This window comes from Pseudomonas sp. SW-3 (genome assembly GCF_016615645.1).
Taxonomy (GTDB): domain Bacteria; phylum Pseudomonadota; class Gammaproteobacteria; order Pseudomonadales; family Pseudomonadaceae; genus Aquipseudomonas; species Aquipseudomonas mandelii.
The window spans coordinates 3,752,501-3,768,790 of record NZ_CP067098.1; the positions used below are offsets into that span (position 1 = coordinate 3,752,501).

The following is a 16,290-nucleotide window of genomic DNA, read 5'->3' on the forward strand; positions in this document are numbered from 1 at the left end:
TAGTGGCAGCACCTGGAGATTCGGATGAACCGCCCTCGATATTTTCAAATCACGTATGGCTTCAAGAAGACTCGGCATATTTTTATTCAACCCGACTCCCATATGTCTGAGGCAGACGCTTGGTACTACGCCTGCCTGCATTCGGGGATCGGGCTTTCGTATGGGGACAATCACGATCAGCAAGACTTTGATGCGCTACGAAGCCACGCACAGGAAAATGGCTTGAGGCAGGTGAGTTGGGAGGAGTTACCGTAAATGACCGTGTGCGGCCGCTGAGGTGCCGCCGTCCACGCCCTCTGTTGCCGTTGCAAATGCAGTGCTCGCCTCTTTCACCAACTTGCGCCATTCCACGCCGCTGATCAGCCCGGTACGTTCCATCTCGTCGGCAGACTTGAGCAACTCGTCGTACTGTTCCTCAACATCCATGTGAATTTCCGGTTCTTTCAGAAGCTTGTACCAGGCCGCCAGGGCTTGCTTCTTTTGATCATCATTCATCGCCAAACTCCCAGGGACAGTTTTCACTTGGATGTTATCCAGCGAATGACCGTTCCTCAGTTCCGACATACGGCGCTTACAACCGAAACTCACATGCATTGAGTCTTACAAGCAGCTACGAACCGCCTTGCGCATCGCGCCCGACTTGGCCCATGGCGGGCCCTGATACAGCGAGACTCGACTGCCATCCTTGTATTTCACGATGTCCAGAATCTCGTCAGCCGTAATAATGCTGGGCGCGTTGATCCGGTAGCCATTGGAAATACCGGTCTGAGTCGTCTTGGGGACTTCCTGCTGCCATAGTGGCAAAAGACACGCGGCGTATTCTTTGGGCGCCTTGTTACTGTACTTGCTGACGTTAGGCTCACCTGGAACCAGGGATGCCGGCAATGAACAACCCGCCAGCATCGCCATCGCTATTCCCCCAATCAACATCCGCATGACGCTTCCTTATCCTGAAAAACGGGAAATGTAGCGCGTAGCGAACCAGACATCCATCTATAGAATCAGCCCTCAGGGCGTTACGTTGTGATCGGGATACGACCGTTTGTTCAAATACGTCATCCATCGCTCATACGCTTCATGCTGCCATTGAGTGACCCGCTCCCACTCCGGCCCACTTAACTGATGGGCCGAAATCAGCTTCATCATCTCCGCAGTTGCTGCGTCCAGGTCAACCATCAGCTCATGCGCATGGAATCTGAAATCGTCGGTGCTGGTCATTTGAAGTTGCCTCGCCCTAGCGAACATTCGCCACTTCAGTACGACATCACGCGGGTTCGTTCGCGCTCACTCTCCCGACAAGCGGCGCACCTTCCATCCCCTGAGCAGCAGGCGAGCAAACGCCCCGCCCGTTAATTGGGACTACTCTTTTGTAGCGGGGTATCAGCAGGAGGTCATCATGTGGCTCAACGAAAATGAAAACGAACTTCGGCGTGATCTGCAAGGAGTTGCGTCGGACCTGAGGTGGTCGGCAGTGGAGCTCTTGCGCATCGCAGAGCAGCTACGCCTGGCCGGCAATGATGTCGATGCGCAAGCAACTAAAAGGCTGTGCGAGTTATTTCAGGGTGATGAACAGCGACTGATGGGCTATGCCGATGAAGTGAAAGCCAAAATCATCAGCCGGACGAAAGCCCAATAACGGGAGCGTTGTCATGAACGCCTCTATTCGCGCTAGTTGTCATGCTGGCAGCGACGGGTGGCTGCAGCATTGATTCATACGTTTATCGGGACCAGCCGCTGGTCGCCAAGCATGGTTACTAGCCAACATGGGGTGGCAAGCTAGCTGGAAGCGGGTTTATTACAAGTGTCCCGCCATTTATCCGCGAACCTGTTAATGGCTTGGCTTTTGAGTTCTGGAGAATCGAGGACGGGCTGGTTGTACGCTTCGTTGATCAGCATGGCACCCAACTTGTCATGATCAGGATTGCCCGACTTCACGACCAGCAGGCTTTCTTTCGTTTCGTTATTTTGCCGAGACTGCATGATCGATCCGGCCAATGTACGAAAAACATCGCAGACCTTTTGGTTGGTGTGGATTTCGCCTTGCGTCTGGGCTAGAACCTGACCAACACCAGCAAGGTAAACAGCAGATAACAATGCCAGAGCAGTGCAGCGACCTTTCAACATGCTTTCTTCCTTGAATTAAAAGCGGCCACCCTATCATCCAAATGTCACGTTTAAAATCTTACAACTCCTGATTTCAAGACAAAAAAAGCCCCGGCATCCCAGGGCTTCAAACTTGCGCTCATTCTGATTTCTGGCTTGGCGTCGATCGAACCGCTCTTGCTCTGTAGGCAGGAAGCGCTGCCGCAAACGCCAGTGCCTCCTCTTTGCTGCCAAAAGCCCCGAGACGGTCGCCTTTGGTGCACACCCGCCAGGGGCCGTTGTTTACGCTGAGTACGTCATAACCGTTCATGTGCATTTTATTCAGCATCGGAACGCTCATAGTCACCTCCTTTTCGGCAGTGATAAGCCACGATTGACTCGGTTACCTTACACCCGCCCTTTGCCCAAGTGCCGACCAGACGTCGTGTCAGGTTTTCGACATTCCTTTGCACTTTCTACCGCTTCCCTCACTCCAACCCTTTGAAACAGAGGCACGGGCCTGAATATTGCATTTTCATGACTGTTTTATGACACGCGGCGGTTTAGTAACACATGAAAGTACGGGCAACAGTCATTTGCGAGCAGGATCGGCATGTTCTCCTGGTGCGCAAACTCAGGTGTCGCTGGACCTTGCCCGGAGGAAAAGTCGAGCGCGGCGAAACCACTGCGTGCGCCGCCATGCGCGAACTCCAGGAAGAAACCGGGCTTGGAGTCGACGGCTTGTTGTACTTGATGGAACTGGAAACGGGCAGCACCCGCCACCATGTGTTCGAGGCGTCGGTCCTCAACTCGGACGAAGCCCGGCCCCAAAATGAAATCTTCGATTGCATGTGGTTTCCGCTGGACTCAGTCCAGAACCTGAACACAAGCGACGCCACGCTCAAGATCGTCAAAGCCTTCCAGCGTCGCTTGTAGTTTGCGCAGCCGCCTCAGCCCTGATCGCCGCCGCCCACCGGCATGACCATGCCGGTGATGTACGAAGCCTCGTCGCTGGCCAGAAACAGAATAGCGCCAGCCTGCTCATCCAGCGTGCCGTAGCGCTTCATCAAACTGCTGTCGAGCGTCTGGCCGACAAGTTGCTGATACCAGACTTTCTCTTCGGCGCTCTGCTCTGCGCTGTTTCGCGGGATGACCCGCGGCGGTGCTTCGGTGCCGCCGGGCGCGGTGGCATTGACCCGGACTCCGCGACCGGCGGTTTCAAACGCCAGGCAAGCAGTCAGCGCATTGACACCGCCCTTCGCCGCGCCATACGGCACACGATTGATGCTGCGGGTGGCGATGGACGAAACATTGACGATCGCGCCGCTGCCCTGTTCAAGCATGAACGGCAGCGCGGCATGGCAGCACCACAAGGTCGGAAACAACGAACGACGGACTTCGGCTTCGATCTGCTGCTCTTCGTAGTGTTCGAAAGGCTTCGCCCAGATCGTGCCGCCCACGTTGTTGACCAGCACATCCAGACGCCCAAAGCGCTCGACGGCGGTGCGCATCACGCGGCTGCATTCGCTGTATTGCTCAAGGTCGGCGGTCAGGGCAAGCACCTGGCTGCCCTGCCCCAATTGTTGCTGCACCTCGAACACCAGGTCCGAGCGATCAACCAGAATCAATCGCGCACCCTCAGCGGCCATGCGCTCCGCCACCCGCCGACCAATGCCTTGCGCCGCGCCGGTGATCAGCGCGACTTTTTCGTGAAATCTGTTCATGTGGACCTCGTGACGAAGGATGCCATGCAGTGAAAACGTCCCAGACAAAACACTGACCTGTGGAATCAGTGATCACGCAACGGCTGGACTCAAGCCGCGCTGGCAGCGAATTTCTCGTAATAGAAGTTCGCAGGCGCGACGCCTTGCTCGCGAATGTACTGACTGACCGCTTCGACCATCGGCGGCGGGCCGCACAGGTAGATGTCGACGTCGCCCTCGTTCAAATGTCGTGGCTCGATGTGCTGGGTCACGTAGCCTTTGAGCGGATGCTGGCTGTCGGGGTTGGCGACGCAGGCACTGAAGCTGAAATTCGGGATGCGCGCGGCAAACGCTTCGAGCCGGTCCATTTCCACCAAGTCAAAATCGTTGGTCACGCCATAGATCAGATGCAGCGGATGCTCGCTGCCCTGCTCGGCTATTTTCTCCAGCATCGCGGTTAACGGCGCCAGACCGGTTCCACCCGCCAGCAGCAACAACGGCCGGCGAATGTCGCGCAGATAAAAGCTGCCCAACGGCCCGGCCAGACGCATGCTATCGCCGGCCTTGGCCATGCCGGTGAGGAAGCTGCTCATCAAGCCGCCGGGCACGTTGCGGATCAGGAAACTCACTTCGCCGTCACGCTGCAACGAGCTGAAGGAGTAAGCGCGGGTCTGCTCGCTGCCGGGAACTCCCAGGTTCACATACTGACCCGGCAGAAACGCCAGTTTGCTCAGCGCTTCGCCCTTGATCGACAGCGCGATGGTGCTGTCGGACAACTGCCGCACGGCGCTGATGGTGGCGTCGTAACTGGCCTGCTGGGTACGGCAAACCTGCGATGAAGTCGGCACGCGCACCACGCAATCGCTCTGGGCGCGCATCTGGCAGGTCAGGACAAAACCCTGCTGCGCTTCATCGGCGCTGAGCGCGTCTTCGATGTATTCCTCGCCCAAGTCATAACGACCGGCCTCGGCGAAACACTTGCAGGTGCCGCACGCGCCGTCGCGGCAATCGAGCGGAATATTGATGCCTTGACGGTACGCGGCATCGGCCACGGTTTCGCCCACGTTGGCGTCGATGAACCGGGTGACGCCGTCTTCGAAATTGAATGCAATGGAATGAGTCATGACGGCCGCCTCAGAGGTGGTAGACATCGATGACCTGGCGAACGTAATCGTTCTTCAGGATCACTTTCTTGGCCTTGATCAGCAGGTTTTCACCGCGCCCATCAAGGGTGTAGAAACTGCTGCCGAAATAGCTGTCGACGGTCTTGTAGCGAAAGCTCAGGGTGTGCCAGTTGAAGCGCACCTTGCACAGGCCGTCGGCCTGCTCAAGCAGTTCGATGTTGCTGATGTTGTGCGATGTGCGGGTGTCCGGAACACTGGCGCTGGAGCGCTCGGTCTTGATGCGGAAGATGCGGTCTTCCAGGCCGGTGCGGTTGCCGTACCAGATCAGCGAAATTTCCCGCTGCGGATCTTCGGTCAACTCGTCGTTGTCGTCCCAGGAAGGCATCCAGAACGAGGCATCGGCGGCGTACATCTCCAGCCAGTCGTCCCATTGCTTGTCGTCGAGGTAGCGTGCTTCGCGGTAGAGGAAATCGCGCACTGCATCATAAGTGAGGGTCATTGCACGGCCTCCACAGCAATCAATTCCGGCTGTTCGGCACCCAGGGCCTTGAGCATGGTTTGCTGCCAGTACTTGTGTTGCAGCACGAACAGGCCTTCGTCTTCGGTGCGCACGCCGCTGAGCAAGGGATGCAGGTCGATTTCCCTGGCCGCCTCATCGGCGCCCTCGACCCAGTGTTCGGCACCGCGGGACATGTCATTCCACGTCGTGACGCTGCCCTGATAGCTGGTCTGGCACGAGCGAAACTCTTCCAGATCATCCGGGGTGGCCATGCCGCTGACGTTGAAGAAATCCTCGTACTGACGAATCCGGCTCGAACGGGCGTGGTCGCTTTCGCCTTTGGGGGCGATGCAATAAATGGTGATTTCCGTGCGGTCGACCGAGATCGGGCGGGCGATGCGGATCTGCGAGCTGAACTGGTCCATCAGGTAGACGTTCGGGTACAGGCACAGGTTGCGCGAATTCTCGATCATCCAGTCGGCACGGGCCTGGCCGAAGTCCCGGGACAACTCGTCGCGGCGTTCGTAGAGCGGGCGATCCTCGGGGTTGGACCAGCGGGTCCAGAGCAGCATGTGGCCCTTGTCGAACGAGTAGAAACCCCCGCCCTGCTTGGCCCAGGTCCCGGCGCTCATGGTCGGATTGCTGTCACCGGCTTCACGCTGTTTGCGCTGGTTCTGGGTAGCGGCGTAGTTCCAGTGCACGGAGCTGACGTGGTAGCCGTCGGCGCCGTTTTCGGCGGTGAGTTTCCAGTTGCCTTCATAGATATAACTTGAGGAACCGCGCAGCACTTCGAGGCCATCGGCGGACTGGTCGACGATCATGTCGATGATCTTTGCCGACTCGCCCAGGTGCTCGACCAGCGGCACCACATCGGCGTTGAGGCTGCCGAACAGGAAGCCGCGGTACGACTCGAATCTCGCGACTTTGGTCAGGTCGTGGGAGCCTTCGCAGTTGAAGCTCGCCGGGTAACCCGCAGCCGCCGGGTCTTTGACCTTGAGCAGTTTGCCGGAGTTGTTGAAGGTCCAGCCGTGGAATGGGCAGGTGTAGGAGCTCTTGTTGCCGGTCTTGTGCCGGCACAGCGTCGCGCCGCGATGGCTGCAGGCGTTGATGAAGGCGTTGAGCACACCTTCCTTGTTGCGCGCGATGAAGATCGACTGGCGCCCCATGGTGGTGGTGTAGAAATCGTTGATGTTGGGGATCTGGCTTTCGTGCGCCAGGTACAGCCAGTTGCCTTCGAAGATGTGTTTCATCTCCAGGTCGAACAGCCGTGGATCAGTGAACATCTCGCGCTTGCAGCGGTAGATGCCCTGTTCTTTGTCATCTTCAAGCAGGGAGTGAAGGTATTCGGGTCGCAGGGACATGGCCGCCGCCTCCATTGTTTTTATTCAGGCAGGGCCATGCTAGGACGGGGGGAGGCGGGGGACTATCCGATGGGTGCAGACCTGTATCCGTTTACTGCAACGTGCGGTGAATCATTGATGCCCACCCATCAGGACCGACAGGAACCTGTGGCGAGGGAGCTTGCTCCCGCTCGACTGCGCAGCAGTCGCAAACCTGTGCCCCCCGGTTTTGCAGAATAATCGCGGTCGCAGGTTTTGGCGCTGCTTCGCAGCCCGGCGGGAGCAAGCTCCCTCGCCACAAGTTGCATGTCGCCTGGGGTCAGTGCCGGCGCTTGAGGGTGTCGGACGGTAACTCGCCGAACTGTTTGCGGTAGTTGTCGGAGAACCGCCCCAGGTGCAGGAAGCCGTAATCCATGGCCACTTCCGTGACGTTTCGCACGTTGCAGGTCGGGTCGCTCAGGCACTGGTTGATGCGTTCGAGTTTCTTCTGCCGGATGTAGTTTTGCGGCGAAGTCCCTGCGTTGCGTTCGAACAAACCATACAGCGAACGCAGGCTCATCCGCGCCTGACGCGCCAGTTCTTCACTGTCGATGTCCTGCTTGAGGTTGCGCGCGATGTAATCGGCAATCCCCTCGAACGTCGTCGCCGGCGAGCCAAGGCTGCTGCGGATGACGTTGGTTTTCATCAGACTGAGCATCTTGCTGACGATGATCTGCGCGTAGTGTTCCTGAACCCGGGGAATCTGCTGGGTGGCCTCGGCTTCCTGGCAAATCATCGCCAGCAGGCCGACGAAACCTTCCAGCTCATCAAGCTGATAACGATTCTCCAGAAACCGCACGCCCTGCCCCGGATAGCGCCAGCGCTGCTCCTCGCACACCGACTCGAACAGCCGGGTAGGTACTTTGAGGATAAATTTTTCGCAATCGTCGGAGTACGTCAAGTCCACCGGGTCGTCGGGGTTGATCAGCAGCAATTCACCTGGCGCAAAGTAATGCTCCTGACCGTAACCGCGCCACAGGCAGTTGCCGCGCAGTAGCACTTGCAGGTGATAGATCGTTTCCAGTGCGCCCGAGGTCACCCGCACGCTGGCGCCGTAGCTGATGCGGCACAGGTCAAGGCTGGCGAATTTGCGATGATCGAGGCTGGCCAGAGGACGGCCGGCCCTGGGCATGAGGATGCAATGATTGCCGACATGCTGATTGACGTAACCCGACACCGCGTAAGGGTCGGCGTGGTCGAATACTCTGCTGCGCGGACTCAACAGTTGCGCCTGCATCATCGGGTTACTCTCGTTGTTGTTATTGATTGCGTCGGGTCATTCTAAGGCCATATTTGCAGCGGTGTGTCAGTGGGCTGACCTGTGGAAGGTTCTGGCCCTATCGCGAGCTGGCTCGCTCCCACAGTTGACCGCGTTCGCCCTGATGTAACTTGGTCAATGTGGGAGCGAACCTGTTCGCGATAGGGCCATCAGTCTCAACATCAACGTTGACGGACACCCCGCATTCGCAAGCAGGCTCGTTCCCACAAAGATTCGACGATCGAGGCGATCAATCCTCGAGCGCGCGAACCCGTTCGTGGCGCTGCTGCTCGTCAGGTTGCGCGGAGGTCTGCAAGGTAAAATCGAAGTCAATCTCGGCAAACCGGCCGCTGACACCATGGGCCGCCGCGCGCTGCGGGTCGTCGCTGAAGGTGATGTGGGCGATCAGCTCGTCGCGGGTGGCGTAGGCAAAATCGTCATGCAGGTACTGATCGCCATCGAGGTTGATCTGGGTGGTCAGGTGACGATGGTCCGGCGCGGAGATAAAGAAGTGAATGTGCGCCGGACGCTGGCCATGACGGCCCAGTTGATCGAGCAATTGCTGGGTCGGACCGTCCGGCGGGCAACCGTAGCCCGACGGCACGATGCTGCGGAAACGGTAGCGGCCCTCGGCATCGGTGACGATGCGGCGGCGCAGGTTGAATTCCGATTGCGTGGTATCGAAGTAGGAATAAGTGCCGCCCGTGTTGGCGTGCCAGACATCCACCACTGCGCCGGCCAAAGGTTCGCCAGCGGTGTTGCGTACCTGGCCCTGCATGAACAGAACCACGCCCGGATCGACGCCATCGTCCAGTCGTGCCTCAGCCTCGGACAACGGCGCGCCCGCCACATACAACGGGCCTTCGATGGTCCGCGGCGTACCGCCCGCCTTCCCCGCCTGCTCGTCTTCGGCGTCCATCAGCAAGTCCAGGTAGTGTTCCAGGCCGAGGCCGGCCACCAGCAAACCGGCCTCCTGGCGCGCGCCCAGCACGTTGAGGTAATTGACCGCTTTCCAGAACTCTTCCGGGGTCACGGCGAGGTCTTCGATGATGTTTACCGAATCACGCAAAATACGGTAAACCAAGGCTTTGACCCGCGGGTCGCCAGCGTCGTTGAGCAAGCCGCTGGCGTCTTCGAGAAACTTCTGGGCACTGGCAGTGTGGGAAATCTTGACGTTCATTTTTTGGGGTTCCTCATCTTGTAATTATGGGCGTAGCGAACTGAACAGGCTGGGTTCAGCGGTCATCCTCGCGAATGGAAGAAGGATGCCGGCACATCGCATCGACCTCGATCGCCATGTACGGAAACAGCGGCAATTGCATCAGCAGGTCGTGCAGTTCCTGAACGCTGTCGACGTCGAAAACGCTGTAATTGGCATAGTGCCCGGCGATGCGCCACAGGTGACGCCATTTGCCTTGCTCTTGCAGGCGCTGGGCCAGGGCTTTTTCATCGGACTTGAGCTGGGTGGCGAGATCCGGGTTGATGTCGACCGGCAGATTCACGGTCATTTTTACGTGAAATAGCATGATGCTCTCCTCAGGCTTGATGAACGGAAGTGGATGTTTTGTCGCGCCGGAAAAACGCCAGGCGTTCCTCATCCAGGCTCAGGCCAAGGCCTGGTGTTTGCGGCACGTGCAGCGCAAAGTCGCGATAGACCAGCGGCTCGCTGAGCACGTCTTCCGTCAGCAGCAACGGGCCGAACAGCTCGGTGTCCCAGGCCAGTTTATTCAGGGTGATAAAGGCATGGGCCGAGGCCAGCGTGCCGACCCCTCCTTCAAGCATAGTGCCGCCGTACAGACCGATACCGGCAGCTTCGGCGATGGCGGCGGTCCGCAGCACGGCCCGTGGCCCGCCGTTCTTGGCGATTTTCAGGGCGAACACCGAAGCGGCCCCTTCGCGTGCCAGATTGAAAGCGTCTTCCACGCACTCGATCGATTCATCGGCCATGATCGGCGCCGGGCTCATGGCGTTCAGTCGCACCATGCCCGCGCGGTTGGTGCGTGAGATCGGCTGTTCGATCAAGTCGATGCCGTTGCTGCCCAGTATCCGGCAGGCGCGCAGTGCGACCGCCTCGTCCCAGGCCTGATTGACATCGACCCGCACGCTGGCGCGATCGCCCAGGGCTTTCTTGATGGCAATAACGTGGGCCAGGTCATGATTGACTTCTCCGGCACCGATTTTCAGTTTGAAGATCCGGTGGCGCCGCAGGTCGAGCATTTTTTCCGCTTCGGCGATGTCCTTGTCGGTGTCGCCGCTGGCCAGGGTCCAGGCCACCGGCAGCGCATCACGAACGCGACCGCCCAGCAACTCACTGACCGGCAGGCCAAGGCGTTTGCCCTGGGCGTCGAGCAAGGCGCTTTCGATACCTGATTTGGCAAACGTGTTACCTCGAATGCTGCGCTCCAGGCGCAACATCGCCGCATTGATGTTGCCGCTGTTCTCACCGATCAGCAGTGGCGCGAAGTGTTTGTCGATATTGGTCTTGATGCTGTCCGGGCTTTCATTGCCATAGGCCAGGCCACCGATGGTGGTGGACTCACCAATGCCTTCGATGCCATCGGCGCAGCGCACGCGGATGATCACCAGAGTCTGGTTCTGCATGGTGTGCATGGCCAGTTTGTGCGGGCGAATGGTCGGCAGATCGACGATGATCGTCTCGATCGATTCAATGGCAGTTGCACGCATGTCGATACCCGTCAGGTTCTTTAAGTTCTGAAATGGATTCTCATACGGCTTTTTGCCGACGGCCAATATAGAATTGGTCTGGATCGATACCTTAAAGGTATTCAGCCGCTCAATGCCTGGAGGCACCATGGAATTGCGTCACCTGCGGTATTTTCAGGTGTTGGCTCAAACCCTCAATTTCACCCGCGCCGCCGAACTGCTGCACATTGCCCAGCCCCCGTTGAGCCGACAGATCCAGCAACTGGAAGATGAACTCGGGGTGTTATTGCTCGAGCGTGGCCGTCCGCTGAAGCTGACCGACGCCGGGCGCTTCTTCCATGAACACTCCACCGCCTTGCTCGAACAGCTGGCCAAGGTCTGCGACAACACCAAGCGCATCGGCCTGGGGGAAAAGACCTGGCTGGGCATCGGTTTTGCGCCATCGACGCTGTATGGCGTGCTGCCGGAACTGATTCGTCGCTTGCGCAGTGGCGAGCCTCTGGAGCTTGAGCTCGGGCTTTCGGAAATGACCACGCTGCAACAGGTGCAGGCGCTCAAGGCCGGGCGCATAGACATCGGTTTCGGGCGGATCCGCATCGACGACCCGGCGATCATCCAGACGGTATTGACCGAAGACCGGCTGGTCGCCGCCCTGCCTGCCGGCCACCCGCTGCTGGCCGGGCCGATCAGTCTGCGCCAACTGGCGAAAGAGCCTTTTGTGCTGTACCCCGGCAATCCACGCCCCAGCTACGCCGACCACGTTATTGCGCTGTTCGAATCCTACGGCGTGAGCATCCACGTGGCGCAATGGACCAACGAACTGCAAACAGCAATCGGTCTGGTAGGGGCCGGTATCGGGGTCACACTGGTGCCCGCGTCGGTGCAGTTGCTGCACCGCGACGACATTGGTTTCACCCCGTTGCTGGAAGACAACGCGACGTCACCGATCATTCTCAGTCGGCGCGTGGGCGATGTGACGCAGGGGTTGAATCATTGCTTGAAGATAATTGATGAACTGCTGCCCCGCTAACCGGCGAAGGCCCGGCGCCCGGCACGCAGTTCGGTGCGTAATTCGCCAATAAGGTCGGAGATCGCGCGAACGGTGGTCAGCCTGGCGGGCGTTACACAGGGAATCAGCAAATCGATGCGCCCGGTGGCCCGGTCGTACACTTTGATCCGCAACAATCCATTGGGATTCACTGTGCACTCGCAGGAAAGCGGCTTAAAACCGGACTCTATAATGATGCAAAGGACTGAAATAGAAACCATGACTGACGCCTCCTTGGCGGCTCATCGGATTCGACCCGCTGAGGATAGATCCATTTTCGCCCGTCTGCGCCCGCCGGCCTCACATTAAGTGTTAGCTGTTTCTCATTTTGCTGAAGTTCTAATGAGAATCCCCGTCCCACAACCAATTCCAGATTCCCGGCAACTTCACTGCCTCTGAACCGCTTCTGACGGTGCGCGCCAAAGCCGCCCGTTGCAGCGCCGCCCTGTCGTCGTAAAACGGCTTCTGCGCCACCGTCACCCCCGTGGCACGGGCGCTGTCGAGGAGGATTTGCAGGTATTCGCGGGCATGCCGGGCGGTGTAGCGATTCAGGTCGTGGAAGGTCACCACCACCGGAATCACACCGTCCACCGTCGGCAATTCGCCCAGTGCAATGCGTTCACGCACTTCGGACAGTTGCCGCAACATGTTGGCCCGTCGCCGCGGGCTGGCGTTGAAGCCCCAGATCTTGCCGTCGTTGGCGCTCAGGTCGGTCAGCAGCAGGTGCAGGCCATGTCGCTGATAGGCGGCGAACACGCGTTTGTCATAGCTCCAGAACGGCGGACGCACCAGGGTGGGCGGTGCGCCGGTGATTGCGGCAATGTCGGCACTGCCCTTGCTCAATGATTGCTCCAGCTCTTGCGGGCTCAGCGAGCGGTGATTGGTGTGCGAGTGGGTCGCCGTGTGGAAAGCCAGCACATGCCCTTCAGCCTGCTCCCGGTGCATGACCCCGCGCCCGATGTCGCTGTCGCCGGCCCGTGGCGCGCCGGTCTGCACGAAGAACACCGCTTTGATCCCCGGTTGCACCGGGTTCTGCGCGAGGCTGTCGAGCACCGTCATGCTCGGGTTCCAGAAACTTGATGCGCTGGGACCGTCGTCGAAGGTCAGCACAAAGCGGATCGGTGGCTGCGCGCGCAGACGCTGTTCGGTCTGCGGGGTCAGGTCGATCGGTGAAGCGATGCAGCCAGCGAGCCCGACAGCGATGGCTAGCGTAGTGAGAGCCTTGAACAACTGTTTCATGGTTTGCCTTGGGCCAGACCGTAATGGTCATCACGTTAAAACGGCAAAAACCCTTCGCCCATTGATCCCTTGTCAGCCCGCAGGTCGCTGCAGGCCGAGGTTGGATCAGGGTACACAGTGTTTGGTTCCAGCGCTCACCCTCGTGGCTTACCGCGCCAACGACTGCTGGAACCATCGCCAGAGCTACATTCGTCAGGAATTGGCCGTTCAACCACAGCATCCTCGCGAAGGACGGTACCCGTGCTCCTACACTAAAAGCTCAAGCCTGAGGATTAACCGATGTGCGGACGACTCTCGCAGTACCGTGGCATTCACGACTTTGTCGCGGTGCTGAGCATTCCCGACGCGCTGATCAACCATGTCGGTGATGAACCGCTGGCCCGCTACAACGCCGCGCCCACCACTCAACTCGCCCTGCTGCACCTTGAGCCTGACGGGTTGCACGCCGATTCGGTGCGCTGGGGATGGCGGCCGCACTGGGCGAAGGACCGGGCGGCGCCAATCAATGCCCGGGTCGAGAAAGTCGCTCATGGCCCGTTCTTCCGGGCGATCTGGCCGCACCGTGCGATTGTGCCGATCGACAACTGGTTCGAATGGGTGGATGCCGGCGACACGACGCGGCAGCCGTGGCTGATTCGTCGACGGGATCGGGCGCCGATCTACTGCGCGGCGATCGGCCAGTTCCCCCACGGTGGCAGCGAGCCGCGCGGCGACGACGGTTTCGTCATCATCACGGCGGACAGCGCTGGCGGCATGCTCGACATTCATGACCGACGGCCAGTGGTGTTGTCTGTGCAACTGGCACATGAATGGCTGGACCCGGCTACGCCTAAAGAGCGTGCCGAGCAGATGGTGCTCATGCAAGGTGAAGTCAGTGAAGTGTTCGAGTGGTACAGAGTCGATAAGGCAGTGGGAAATGTCAGGAACCAGCGTGCAATGTTGATTGATAAGCTGACTTGAATTGGATCCATTTCCGGTTTCTGAATAGCCGAACGGCATAAACGTTACACGGACTGTTTCATCCAAGAAACACTAAAAGGAATGCGGCAAAACGATGCATTAACCGCTTGTCTGACAATTGAATTGTTGTACATACATTTAGTAGTGCTACAGATAGCATGCGCGCCGCATTTCCCCTGGCAGTACCTAATTGACCAAAGAGTCAATAAACAAGGAAATCCCTAAATCCAACGAGCCTGCAGAGAACTAAGTTGCGCGAAGATCTTGTCATTAATCAAGTCGGCGGTCTGGAGTGCGTGTACCTGTCGCTGACAGAACGCTATCAACTTGACTGCTTTATCGGGCAATACATAAAGACCCGAAACCTGCGTTCCATCCCCAATATCAACGACATCCTGCGCTCAACCCTCGCAGCCTACTCTGGCAAGCCGCCGGTCATGGTCAACGAATTGAATGCCTGGATCGACAAGACGTTGGGCTACCGGGCCTCCCACCCGGATTTTCCGTCACTGGACGATATTTGAAGTGAGGCGCTGCTGAGTTCAGCACAAGACTGAACGAACCGGACATTGTTGCACTCTGAAGAAGAGGCCCATCGAGGCCTCTTTTTTTCAGCTCTTATCCGCACAAGGATTGCACCCCAGACTTTGCGAATTGCCCGTTCGATGCCTGAATCAAAGCCCTGGCGAATTTAAGGAGGAATACATGAGCGAACTCGTTCCCTATGCCGTGCATTATTTGCTCGATGGCGTTCGTCAGCACTTTTTCAAACTGGCTGAACAGTTCTCCGATGTTGACGCGATTCGTTCAGCCTCGGCGCATGCCTTTCCGCAATCCGACGGAAAGATCGCCGCCCACGCCTCCCCCGAAACGGCGCGCTTGAGCGCTCAACAACTGGGTATCACGCAGATACGTTGGAATGAGGCGATCTGACGGCCTTACCCGCCCTGCTTGATCGCGAATGACTGTTCAATCAAGCAAAGCACTTCAGACACACCTGCTTTTGTGGCGAGGGCGCTTGCTCGACTGAAGATCAGCGGGCGGGGATGCGGACCCGTCAGGGCTTCAGCGGACGCTCTTGGTCACGATCTGACAGTTCTTTACCATCGTCGGGGTGCTTCCAGTCAGGTGTCGAACGCCTCTGTCGCTCAAGCTCTTCTTGAGTCGGTTCATCCTCATCTTCATCCAGATCAGGACGTTTTGGTTCATTGGCCATACGCGCCTCGCTTCCTGAAGGAATTCCCTTTAAGCGTAGAACAGTTTCCGAAGCGCGACTCAAAGCCACCAGCGCAGCAAAAAGAAAAACCCCATGCTCAAAAGCATGCTGAGCAAGGTATTGCGGGTGTACAGCACCAATCCCACTGCCACCAGCGAACTGATCAGGTACGGGTTGTCCCACTGCAGATTCAGCTGTTTGTCGGGCATGAACACAATCGGTCCGCAGATCGCGGTCAACATCCCCGGCACGGCAAAACCGAGGAACTGCCGGGCATTGCTGCTCAAGCGCAGCGGCAGTCGTGGTTCGAGGAATACGTAGCGGTTCAGGAAGACGAGCACGCCCATCCCGATAATTACAGCCCAGACCATCATGTGCGCCCCCCATGGAATTTGTTGCAGATGAAGCCTGCAGTCATGCCCGCCAACCCCGACAGCACCAGCGCCGAGCCCCATTGCCAGTAGCTGAACAACACGGAACAAAACAGCGAAACCGCGACGCAGACCACCGTCGGAACGTTGCGTACCACCGGGGTGATCAGGGCAATGAAGGTCGCAGCGATGGAGAAGTCCAGCCCCAGGTGTTCGAGGCCGGGAATGCTGCTGCCGAGGACGATGCCGGCCAGCGTGAACAGGTTCCAGGCGATGTAAAACGTCAGGCCAACGCCCAGGGCGTACCAGCGATTGAACTGCTGTTTGTCATGCTGGCTGGTCAGGGCGAACAGCTCGTCAGTGAGCAAAAACCCCAGCCCCACGCGCCAGCGACCCGGCAGCGGTGAAATCACCGAACGCATACTCATTCCGTACAGCAAATGCTGGGAGGTCAGTAACAGCGTGGTCAGCAAAATCGAAAAGATCCCGGCACCGCCCTTAAGCATGCCGATGGCGACCAATTGCGCGGCACCGGCAAACACGATGCTCGACAACCCTTGACCTTGCAGCGGCGTGAGATTGGCCTCGATGGCCATGGACCCGGCCAGCAGGCCCCAGGGCGCGGTCGCCAGGGACAACGGCATGATCGCTACAGCGCCGCGAAGAAAGGCACTGCGCGGCATGAGTGAGTTCGACATAAAGCTCTACAACCAGGGGAAGACGCCAGACTGTGCCAGCAGTTGCGTT

25 protein-coding genes are annotated in these 16,290 nt (G+C 58.5%); 7 read left to right on the plus strand and 18 right to left on the minus strand.

What is annotated here, in order from left to right; all coding sequences use genetic code 11:
* Positions 1-24: 24 nt before the first annotated feature.
* Positions 25-255: a DUF6555 family protein gene (locus tag JIO00_RS30015; protein ID WP_311095957.1), complete on the plus strand. Its 231-nt coding sequence runs from the start codon at positions 25-27 to the stop codon at positions 253-255.
* Here the strand turns inward: JIO00_RS30015 and JIO00_RS16660 are convergent.
* The 3 genes from JIO00_RS16660 to JIO00_RS16670 form a co-directional block, all read right to left on the minus strand.
* Positions 247-495 carry a hypothetical protein gene (locus JIO00_RS16660; protein ID WP_200666343.1) on the minus strand — a complete coding sequence of 83 codons (249 nt, stop codon included), beginning with the start codon at positions 493-495 and terminating at the stop codon, positions 247-249. The two genes, JIO00_RS30015 and JIO00_RS16660, sit on opposite strands and share 9 nt — an antisense overlap.
* Before the next feature lie 105 nt (positions 496-600).
* Positions 601-936: a hypothetical protein gene (locus JIO00_RS16665; RefSeq protein WP_042932783.1), complete on the minus strand. Its 336-nt coding sequence runs from the start codon at positions 934-936 to the stop codon at positions 601-603.
* Positions 937-1,008: 72 nt separating this feature from the next.
* Entirely contained in the window at positions 1,009-1,218 is a 210-nt protein-coding gene (locus JIO00_RS16670) for a hypothetical protein (RefSeq protein WP_042933086.1), read from the minus strand.
* A 178-nt stretch (positions 1,219-1,396) separates the two neighbouring features.
* On the opposite strand from JIO00_RS16670, the gene JIO00_RS16675 reads away from it, so the two are divergent.
* Entirely contained in the window at positions 1,397-1,636 is a 240-nt protein-coding gene (locus JIO00_RS16675; RefSeq protein ID WP_154501108.1) for a hypothetical protein, read from the plus strand.
* 140 nt (positions 1,637-1,776) lie between these two features.
* On the opposite strand, the gene JIO00_RS16680 is transcribed toward JIO00_RS16675, so the two are convergent.
* On the minus strand, positions 1,777-2,124 hold the full coding sequence (locus JIO00_RS16680; RefSeq protein WP_200666345.1) for a hypothetical protein: 348 nt from the start codon (positions 2,122-2,124) through the stop codon (positions 1,777-1,779).
* Between the two features lie 118 nt (positions 2,125-2,242).
* Complete coding sequence (locus JIO00_RS16685) at positions 2,243-2,443, minus strand: hypothetical protein (RefSeq protein ID WP_010455040.1); 201 nt, start codon at positions 2,441-2,443, stop codon at positions 2,243-2,245.
* A 212-nt stretch (positions 2,444-2,655) separates the two neighbouring features.
* On the opposite strand from JIO00_RS16685, the gene JIO00_RS16690 reads away from it, so the two are divergent.
* The gene (locus tag JIO00_RS16690) at positions 2,656-3,018 is read left to right on the plus strand and encodes an NUDIX hydrolase (protein ID WP_200666347.1); all 363 of its coding nucleotides are present in this window, start codon (positions 2,656-2,658) and stop codon (positions 3,016-3,018) included.
* 14 nt (positions 3,019-3,032) lie between these two features.
* On the opposite strand, the gene JIO00_RS16695 is transcribed toward JIO00_RS16690, so the two are convergent.
* From JIO00_RS16695 to JIO00_RS16730, 8 genes are all read right to left on the minus strand, one after another.
* Positions 3,033-3,806, minus strand: a complete 774-nt coding sequence (locus tag JIO00_RS16695) for a 1,6-dihydroxycyclohexa-2,4-diene-1-carboxylate dehydrogenase (protein WP_010455044.1) — start codon at positions 3,804-3,806, stop codon at positions 3,033-3,035.
* Between the two features lie 89 nt (positions 3,807-3,895).
* Complete coding sequence (benC, locus tag JIO00_RS16700; protein ID WP_200666348.1) at positions 3,896-4,909, minus strand: benzoate 1,2-dioxygenase electron transfer component BenC; 1,014 nt, start codon at positions 4,907-4,909, stop codon at positions 3,896-3,898.
* A 10-nt stretch (positions 4,910-4,919) separates the two neighbouring features.
* Entirely contained in the window at positions 4,920-5,408 is a 489-nt protein-coding gene (gene benB, locus JIO00_RS16705) for a benzoate 1,2-dioxygenase small subunit (RefSeq protein ID WP_083376537.1), read from the minus strand.
* Positions 5,405-6,769 carry a benzoate 1,2-dioxygenase large subunit gene (benA, locus tag JIO00_RS16710; RefSeq protein ID WP_200666350.1) on the minus strand — a complete coding sequence of 455 codons (1,365 nt, stop codon included), beginning with the start codon at positions 6,767-6,769 and terminating at the stop codon, positions 5,405-5,407. The genes benB and benA overlap by 4 nt, the downstream gene beginning before the upstream one ends.
* A 298-nt stretch (positions 6,770-7,067) precedes the next feature.
* On the minus strand, positions 7,068-8,027 hold the full coding sequence (locus JIO00_RS16715) for an AraC family transcriptional regulator (protein WP_102595150.1): 960 nt from the start codon (positions 8,025-8,027) through the stop codon (positions 7,068-7,070).
* A gap of 268 nt (positions 8,028-8,295) precedes the next feature.
* Positions 8,296-9,225: a catechol 1,2-dioxygenase gene (gene catA / locus JIO00_RS16720; RefSeq protein WP_077749268.1), complete on the minus strand. Its 930-nt coding sequence runs from the start codon at positions 9,223-9,225 to the stop codon at positions 8,296-8,298.
* Between the two features lie 55 nt (positions 9,226-9,280).
* Positions 9,281-9,571, minus strand: coding sequence for a muconolactone Delta-isomerase (gene catC, locus JIO00_RS16725; RefSeq protein WP_010455050.1), 291 nt, complete (start codon positions 9,569-9,571; stop codon positions 9,281-9,283).
* A 10-nt stretch (positions 9,572-9,581) separates the two neighbouring features.
* Positions 9,582-10,730, minus strand: a complete 1,149-nt coding sequence (locus JIO00_RS16730; RefSeq protein WP_177346248.1) for a muconate cycloisomerase family protein — start codon at positions 10,728-10,730, stop codon at positions 9,582-9,584.
* Positions 10,731-10,857: 127 nt separating this feature from the next.
* Here JIO00_RS16730 and JIO00_RS16735 point away from each other — a divergent pair, with 127 nt between their 5' ends.
* Positions 10,858-11,739, plus strand: coding sequence for a LysR family transcriptional regulator (locus JIO00_RS16735; RefSeq protein ID WP_145310614.1), 882 nt, complete (start codon positions 10,858-10,860; stop codon positions 11,737-11,739).
* Here the strand turns inward: JIO00_RS16735 and JIO00_RS16740 are convergent.
* On the minus strand, positions 11,736-11,978 hold the full coding sequence (locus JIO00_RS16740) for a DUF1652 domain-containing protein (protein WP_145310612.1): 243 nt from the start codon (positions 11,976-11,978) through the stop codon (positions 11,736-11,738). The genes JIO00_RS16735 and JIO00_RS16740 overlap by 4 nt on opposite strands.
* Positions 11,979-12,096: 118 nt before the next feature.
* Positions 12,097-12,996, minus strand: a complete 900-nt coding sequence (locus JIO00_RS16745; RefSeq protein ID WP_145310610.1) for a polysaccharide deacetylase family protein — start codon at positions 12,994-12,996, stop codon at positions 12,097-12,099.
* A gap of 279 nt (positions 12,997-13,275) precedes the next feature.
* Between JIO00_RS16745 and JIO00_RS16750 the strand changes: the two genes are divergently transcribed.
* The 3 genes from JIO00_RS16750 (at position 13,276) to JIO00_RS16760 (ending at position 14,889) form a co-directional block, all read left to right on the plus strand.
* A complete protein-coding gene (locus JIO00_RS16750) occupies positions 13,276-13,956 on the plus strand; it encodes an SOS response-associated peptidase (RefSeq protein WP_200666352.1) in 681 nt (226 codons plus the stop codon).
* A gap of 251 nt (positions 13,957-14,207) precedes the next feature.
* A complete protein-coding gene (locus JIO00_RS16755; RefSeq protein WP_077749271.1) occupies positions 14,208-14,480 on the plus strand; it encodes a hypothetical protein in 273 nt (90 codons plus the stop codon).
* A gap of 181 nt (positions 14,481-14,661) precedes the next feature.
* Complete coding sequence (locus tag JIO00_RS16760) at positions 14,662-14,889, plus strand: DUF6555 family protein (protein WP_077749272.1); 228 nt, start codon at positions 14,662-14,664, stop codon at positions 14,887-14,889.
* A gap of 124 nt (positions 14,890-15,013) precedes the next feature.
* On the opposite strand, the gene JIO00_RS16765 is transcribed toward JIO00_RS16760, so the two are convergent.
* Genes JIO00_RS16765 through JIO00_RS16775 form a run of 3 tightly spaced genes read right to left on the minus strand, consistent with a single transcriptional unit; the run spans position 15,014 to position 16,241 of the window.
* Positions 15,014-15,172 carry a hypothetical protein gene (locus JIO00_RS16765; protein ID WP_167362281.1) on the minus strand — a complete coding sequence of 53 codons (159 nt, stop codon included), beginning with the start codon at positions 15,170-15,172 and terminating at the stop codon, positions 15,014-15,016.
* A 59-nt stretch (positions 15,173-15,231) separates the two neighbouring features.
* Positions 15,232-15,543, minus strand: a complete 312-nt coding sequence (locus tag JIO00_RS16770; RefSeq protein ID WP_010455066.1) for an AzlD domain-containing protein — start codon at positions 15,541-15,543, stop codon at positions 15,232-15,234.
* Positions 15,543-16,241 (minus strand): AzlC family ABC transporter permease, encoded by a 699-nt coding sequence (locus JIO00_RS16775; RefSeq protein ID WP_042932778.1) that lies wholly within the window; start codon positions 16,239-16,241, stop codon positions 15,543-15,545. Before JIO00_RS16775 ends, JIO00_RS16770 begins: the two co-directional genes overlap by 1 nt.
* Positions 16,242-16,290: the final 49 nt, after the last annotated feature.

What these genes read in the sequence shown, in the direction of transcription:
- JIO00_RS16690 (WP_200666347.1), top strand. Translation starts at nt 2,656, where the DNA reads ATGAAAGTACGGGCAACAGTCATTTGCGAGCAGGATCGGCATGTTCTC.
- JIO00_RS16740 (WP_145310612.1), bottom strand. Translation starts at nt 11,978, where the DNA reads ATGGTTTCTATTTCAGTCCTTTGCATCATTATAGAGTCCGGTTTTAAG.
- JIO00_RS16675 (WP_154501108.1), top strand. Translation starts at nt 1,397, where the DNA reads ATGTGGCTCAACGAAAATGAAAACGAACTTCGGCGTGATCTGCAAGGA.
- JIO00_RS16770 (WP_010455066.1), bottom strand. Translation starts at nt 15,543, where the DNA reads ATGGTCTGGGCTGTAATTATCGGGATGGGCGTGCTCGTCTTCCTGAAC.
- JIO00_RS16775 (WP_042932778.1), bottom strand. Translation starts at nt 16,241, where the DNA reads ATGTCGAACTCACTCATGCCGCGCAGTGCCTTTCTTCGCGGCGCTGTA.
- JIO00_RS16735 (WP_145310614.1), top strand. Translation starts at nt 10,858, where the DNA reads ATGGAATTGCGTCACCTGCGGTATTTTCAGGTGTTGGCTCAAACCCTC.
- benA (WP_200666350.1), bottom strand. Translation starts at nt 6,769, where the DNA reads ATGTCCCTGCGACCCGAATACCTTCACTCCCTGCTTGAAGATGACAAA.
- JIO00_RS16660 (WP_200666343.1), bottom strand. Translation starts at nt 495, where the DNA reads ATGAATGATGATCAAAAGAAGCAAGCCCTGGCGGCCTGGTACAAGCTT.
- JIO00_RS16685 (WP_010455040.1), bottom strand. Translation starts at nt 2,443, where the DNA reads ATGAGCGTTCCGATGCTGAATAAAATGCACATGAACGGTTATGACGTA.
- catA (WP_077749268.1), bottom strand. Translation starts at nt 9,225, where the DNA reads ATGAACGTCAAGATTTCCCACACTGCCAGTGCCCAGAAGTTTCTCGAA.
- JIO00_RS16730 (WP_177346248.1), bottom strand. Translation starts at nt 10,730, where the DNA reads ATGCGTGCAACTGCCATTGAATCGATCGAGACGATCATCGTCGATCTG.
- JIO00_RS16765 (WP_167362281.1), bottom strand. Translation starts at nt 15,172, where the DNA reads ATGGCCAATGAACCAAAACGTCCTGATCTGGATGAAGATGAGGATGAA.
- JIO00_RS16665 (WP_042932783.1), bottom strand. Translation starts at nt 936, where the DNA reads ATGCGGATGTTGATTGGGGGAATAGCGATGGCGATGCTGGCGGGTTGT.
- catC (WP_010455050.1), bottom strand. Translation starts at nt 9,571, where the DNA reads ATGCTATTTCACGTAAAAATGACCGTGAATCTGCCGGTCGACATCAAC.
- benC (WP_200666348.1), bottom strand. Translation starts at nt 4,909, where the DNA reads ATGACTCATTCCATTGCATTCAATTTCGAAGACGGCGTCACCCGGTTC.
- JIO00_RS30015 (WP_311095957.1), top strand. Translation starts at nt 25, where the DNA reads ATGAACCGCCCTCGATATTTTCAAATCACGTATGGCTTCAAGAAGACT.
- JIO00_RS16680 (WP_200666345.1), bottom strand. Translation starts at nt 2,124, where the DNA reads ATGTTGAAAGGTCGCTGCACTGCTCTGGCATTGTTATCTGCTGTTTAC.
- JIO00_RS16750 (WP_200666352.1), top strand. Translation starts at nt 13,276, where the DNA reads ATGTGCGGACGACTCTCGCAGTACCGTGGCATTCACGACTTTGTCGCG.
- JIO00_RS16695 (WP_010455044.1), bottom strand. Translation starts at nt 3,806, where the DNA reads ATGAACAGATTTCACGAAAAAGTCGCGCTGATCACCGGCGCGGCGCAA.
- JIO00_RS16760 (WP_077749272.1), top strand. Translation starts at nt 14,662, where the DNA reads ATGAGCGAACTCGTTCCCTATGCCGTGCATTATTTGCTCGATGGCGTT.
- JIO00_RS16745 (WP_145310610.1), bottom strand. Translation starts at nt 12,996, where the DNA reads ATGAAACAGTTGTTCAAGGCTCTCACTACGCTAGCCATCGCTGTCGGG.
- JIO00_RS16715 (WP_102595150.1), bottom strand. Translation starts at nt 8,027, where the DNA reads ATGATGCAGGCGCAACTGTTGAGTCCGCGCAGCAGAGTATTCGACCAC.
- JIO00_RS16670 (WP_042933086.1), bottom strand. Translation starts at nt 1,218, where the DNA reads ATGACCAGCACCGACGATTTCAGATTCCATGCGCATGAGCTGATGGTT.
- benB (WP_083376537.1), bottom strand. Translation starts at nt 5,408, where the DNA reads ATGACCCTCACTTATGATGCAGTGCGCGATTTCCTCTACCGCGAAGCA.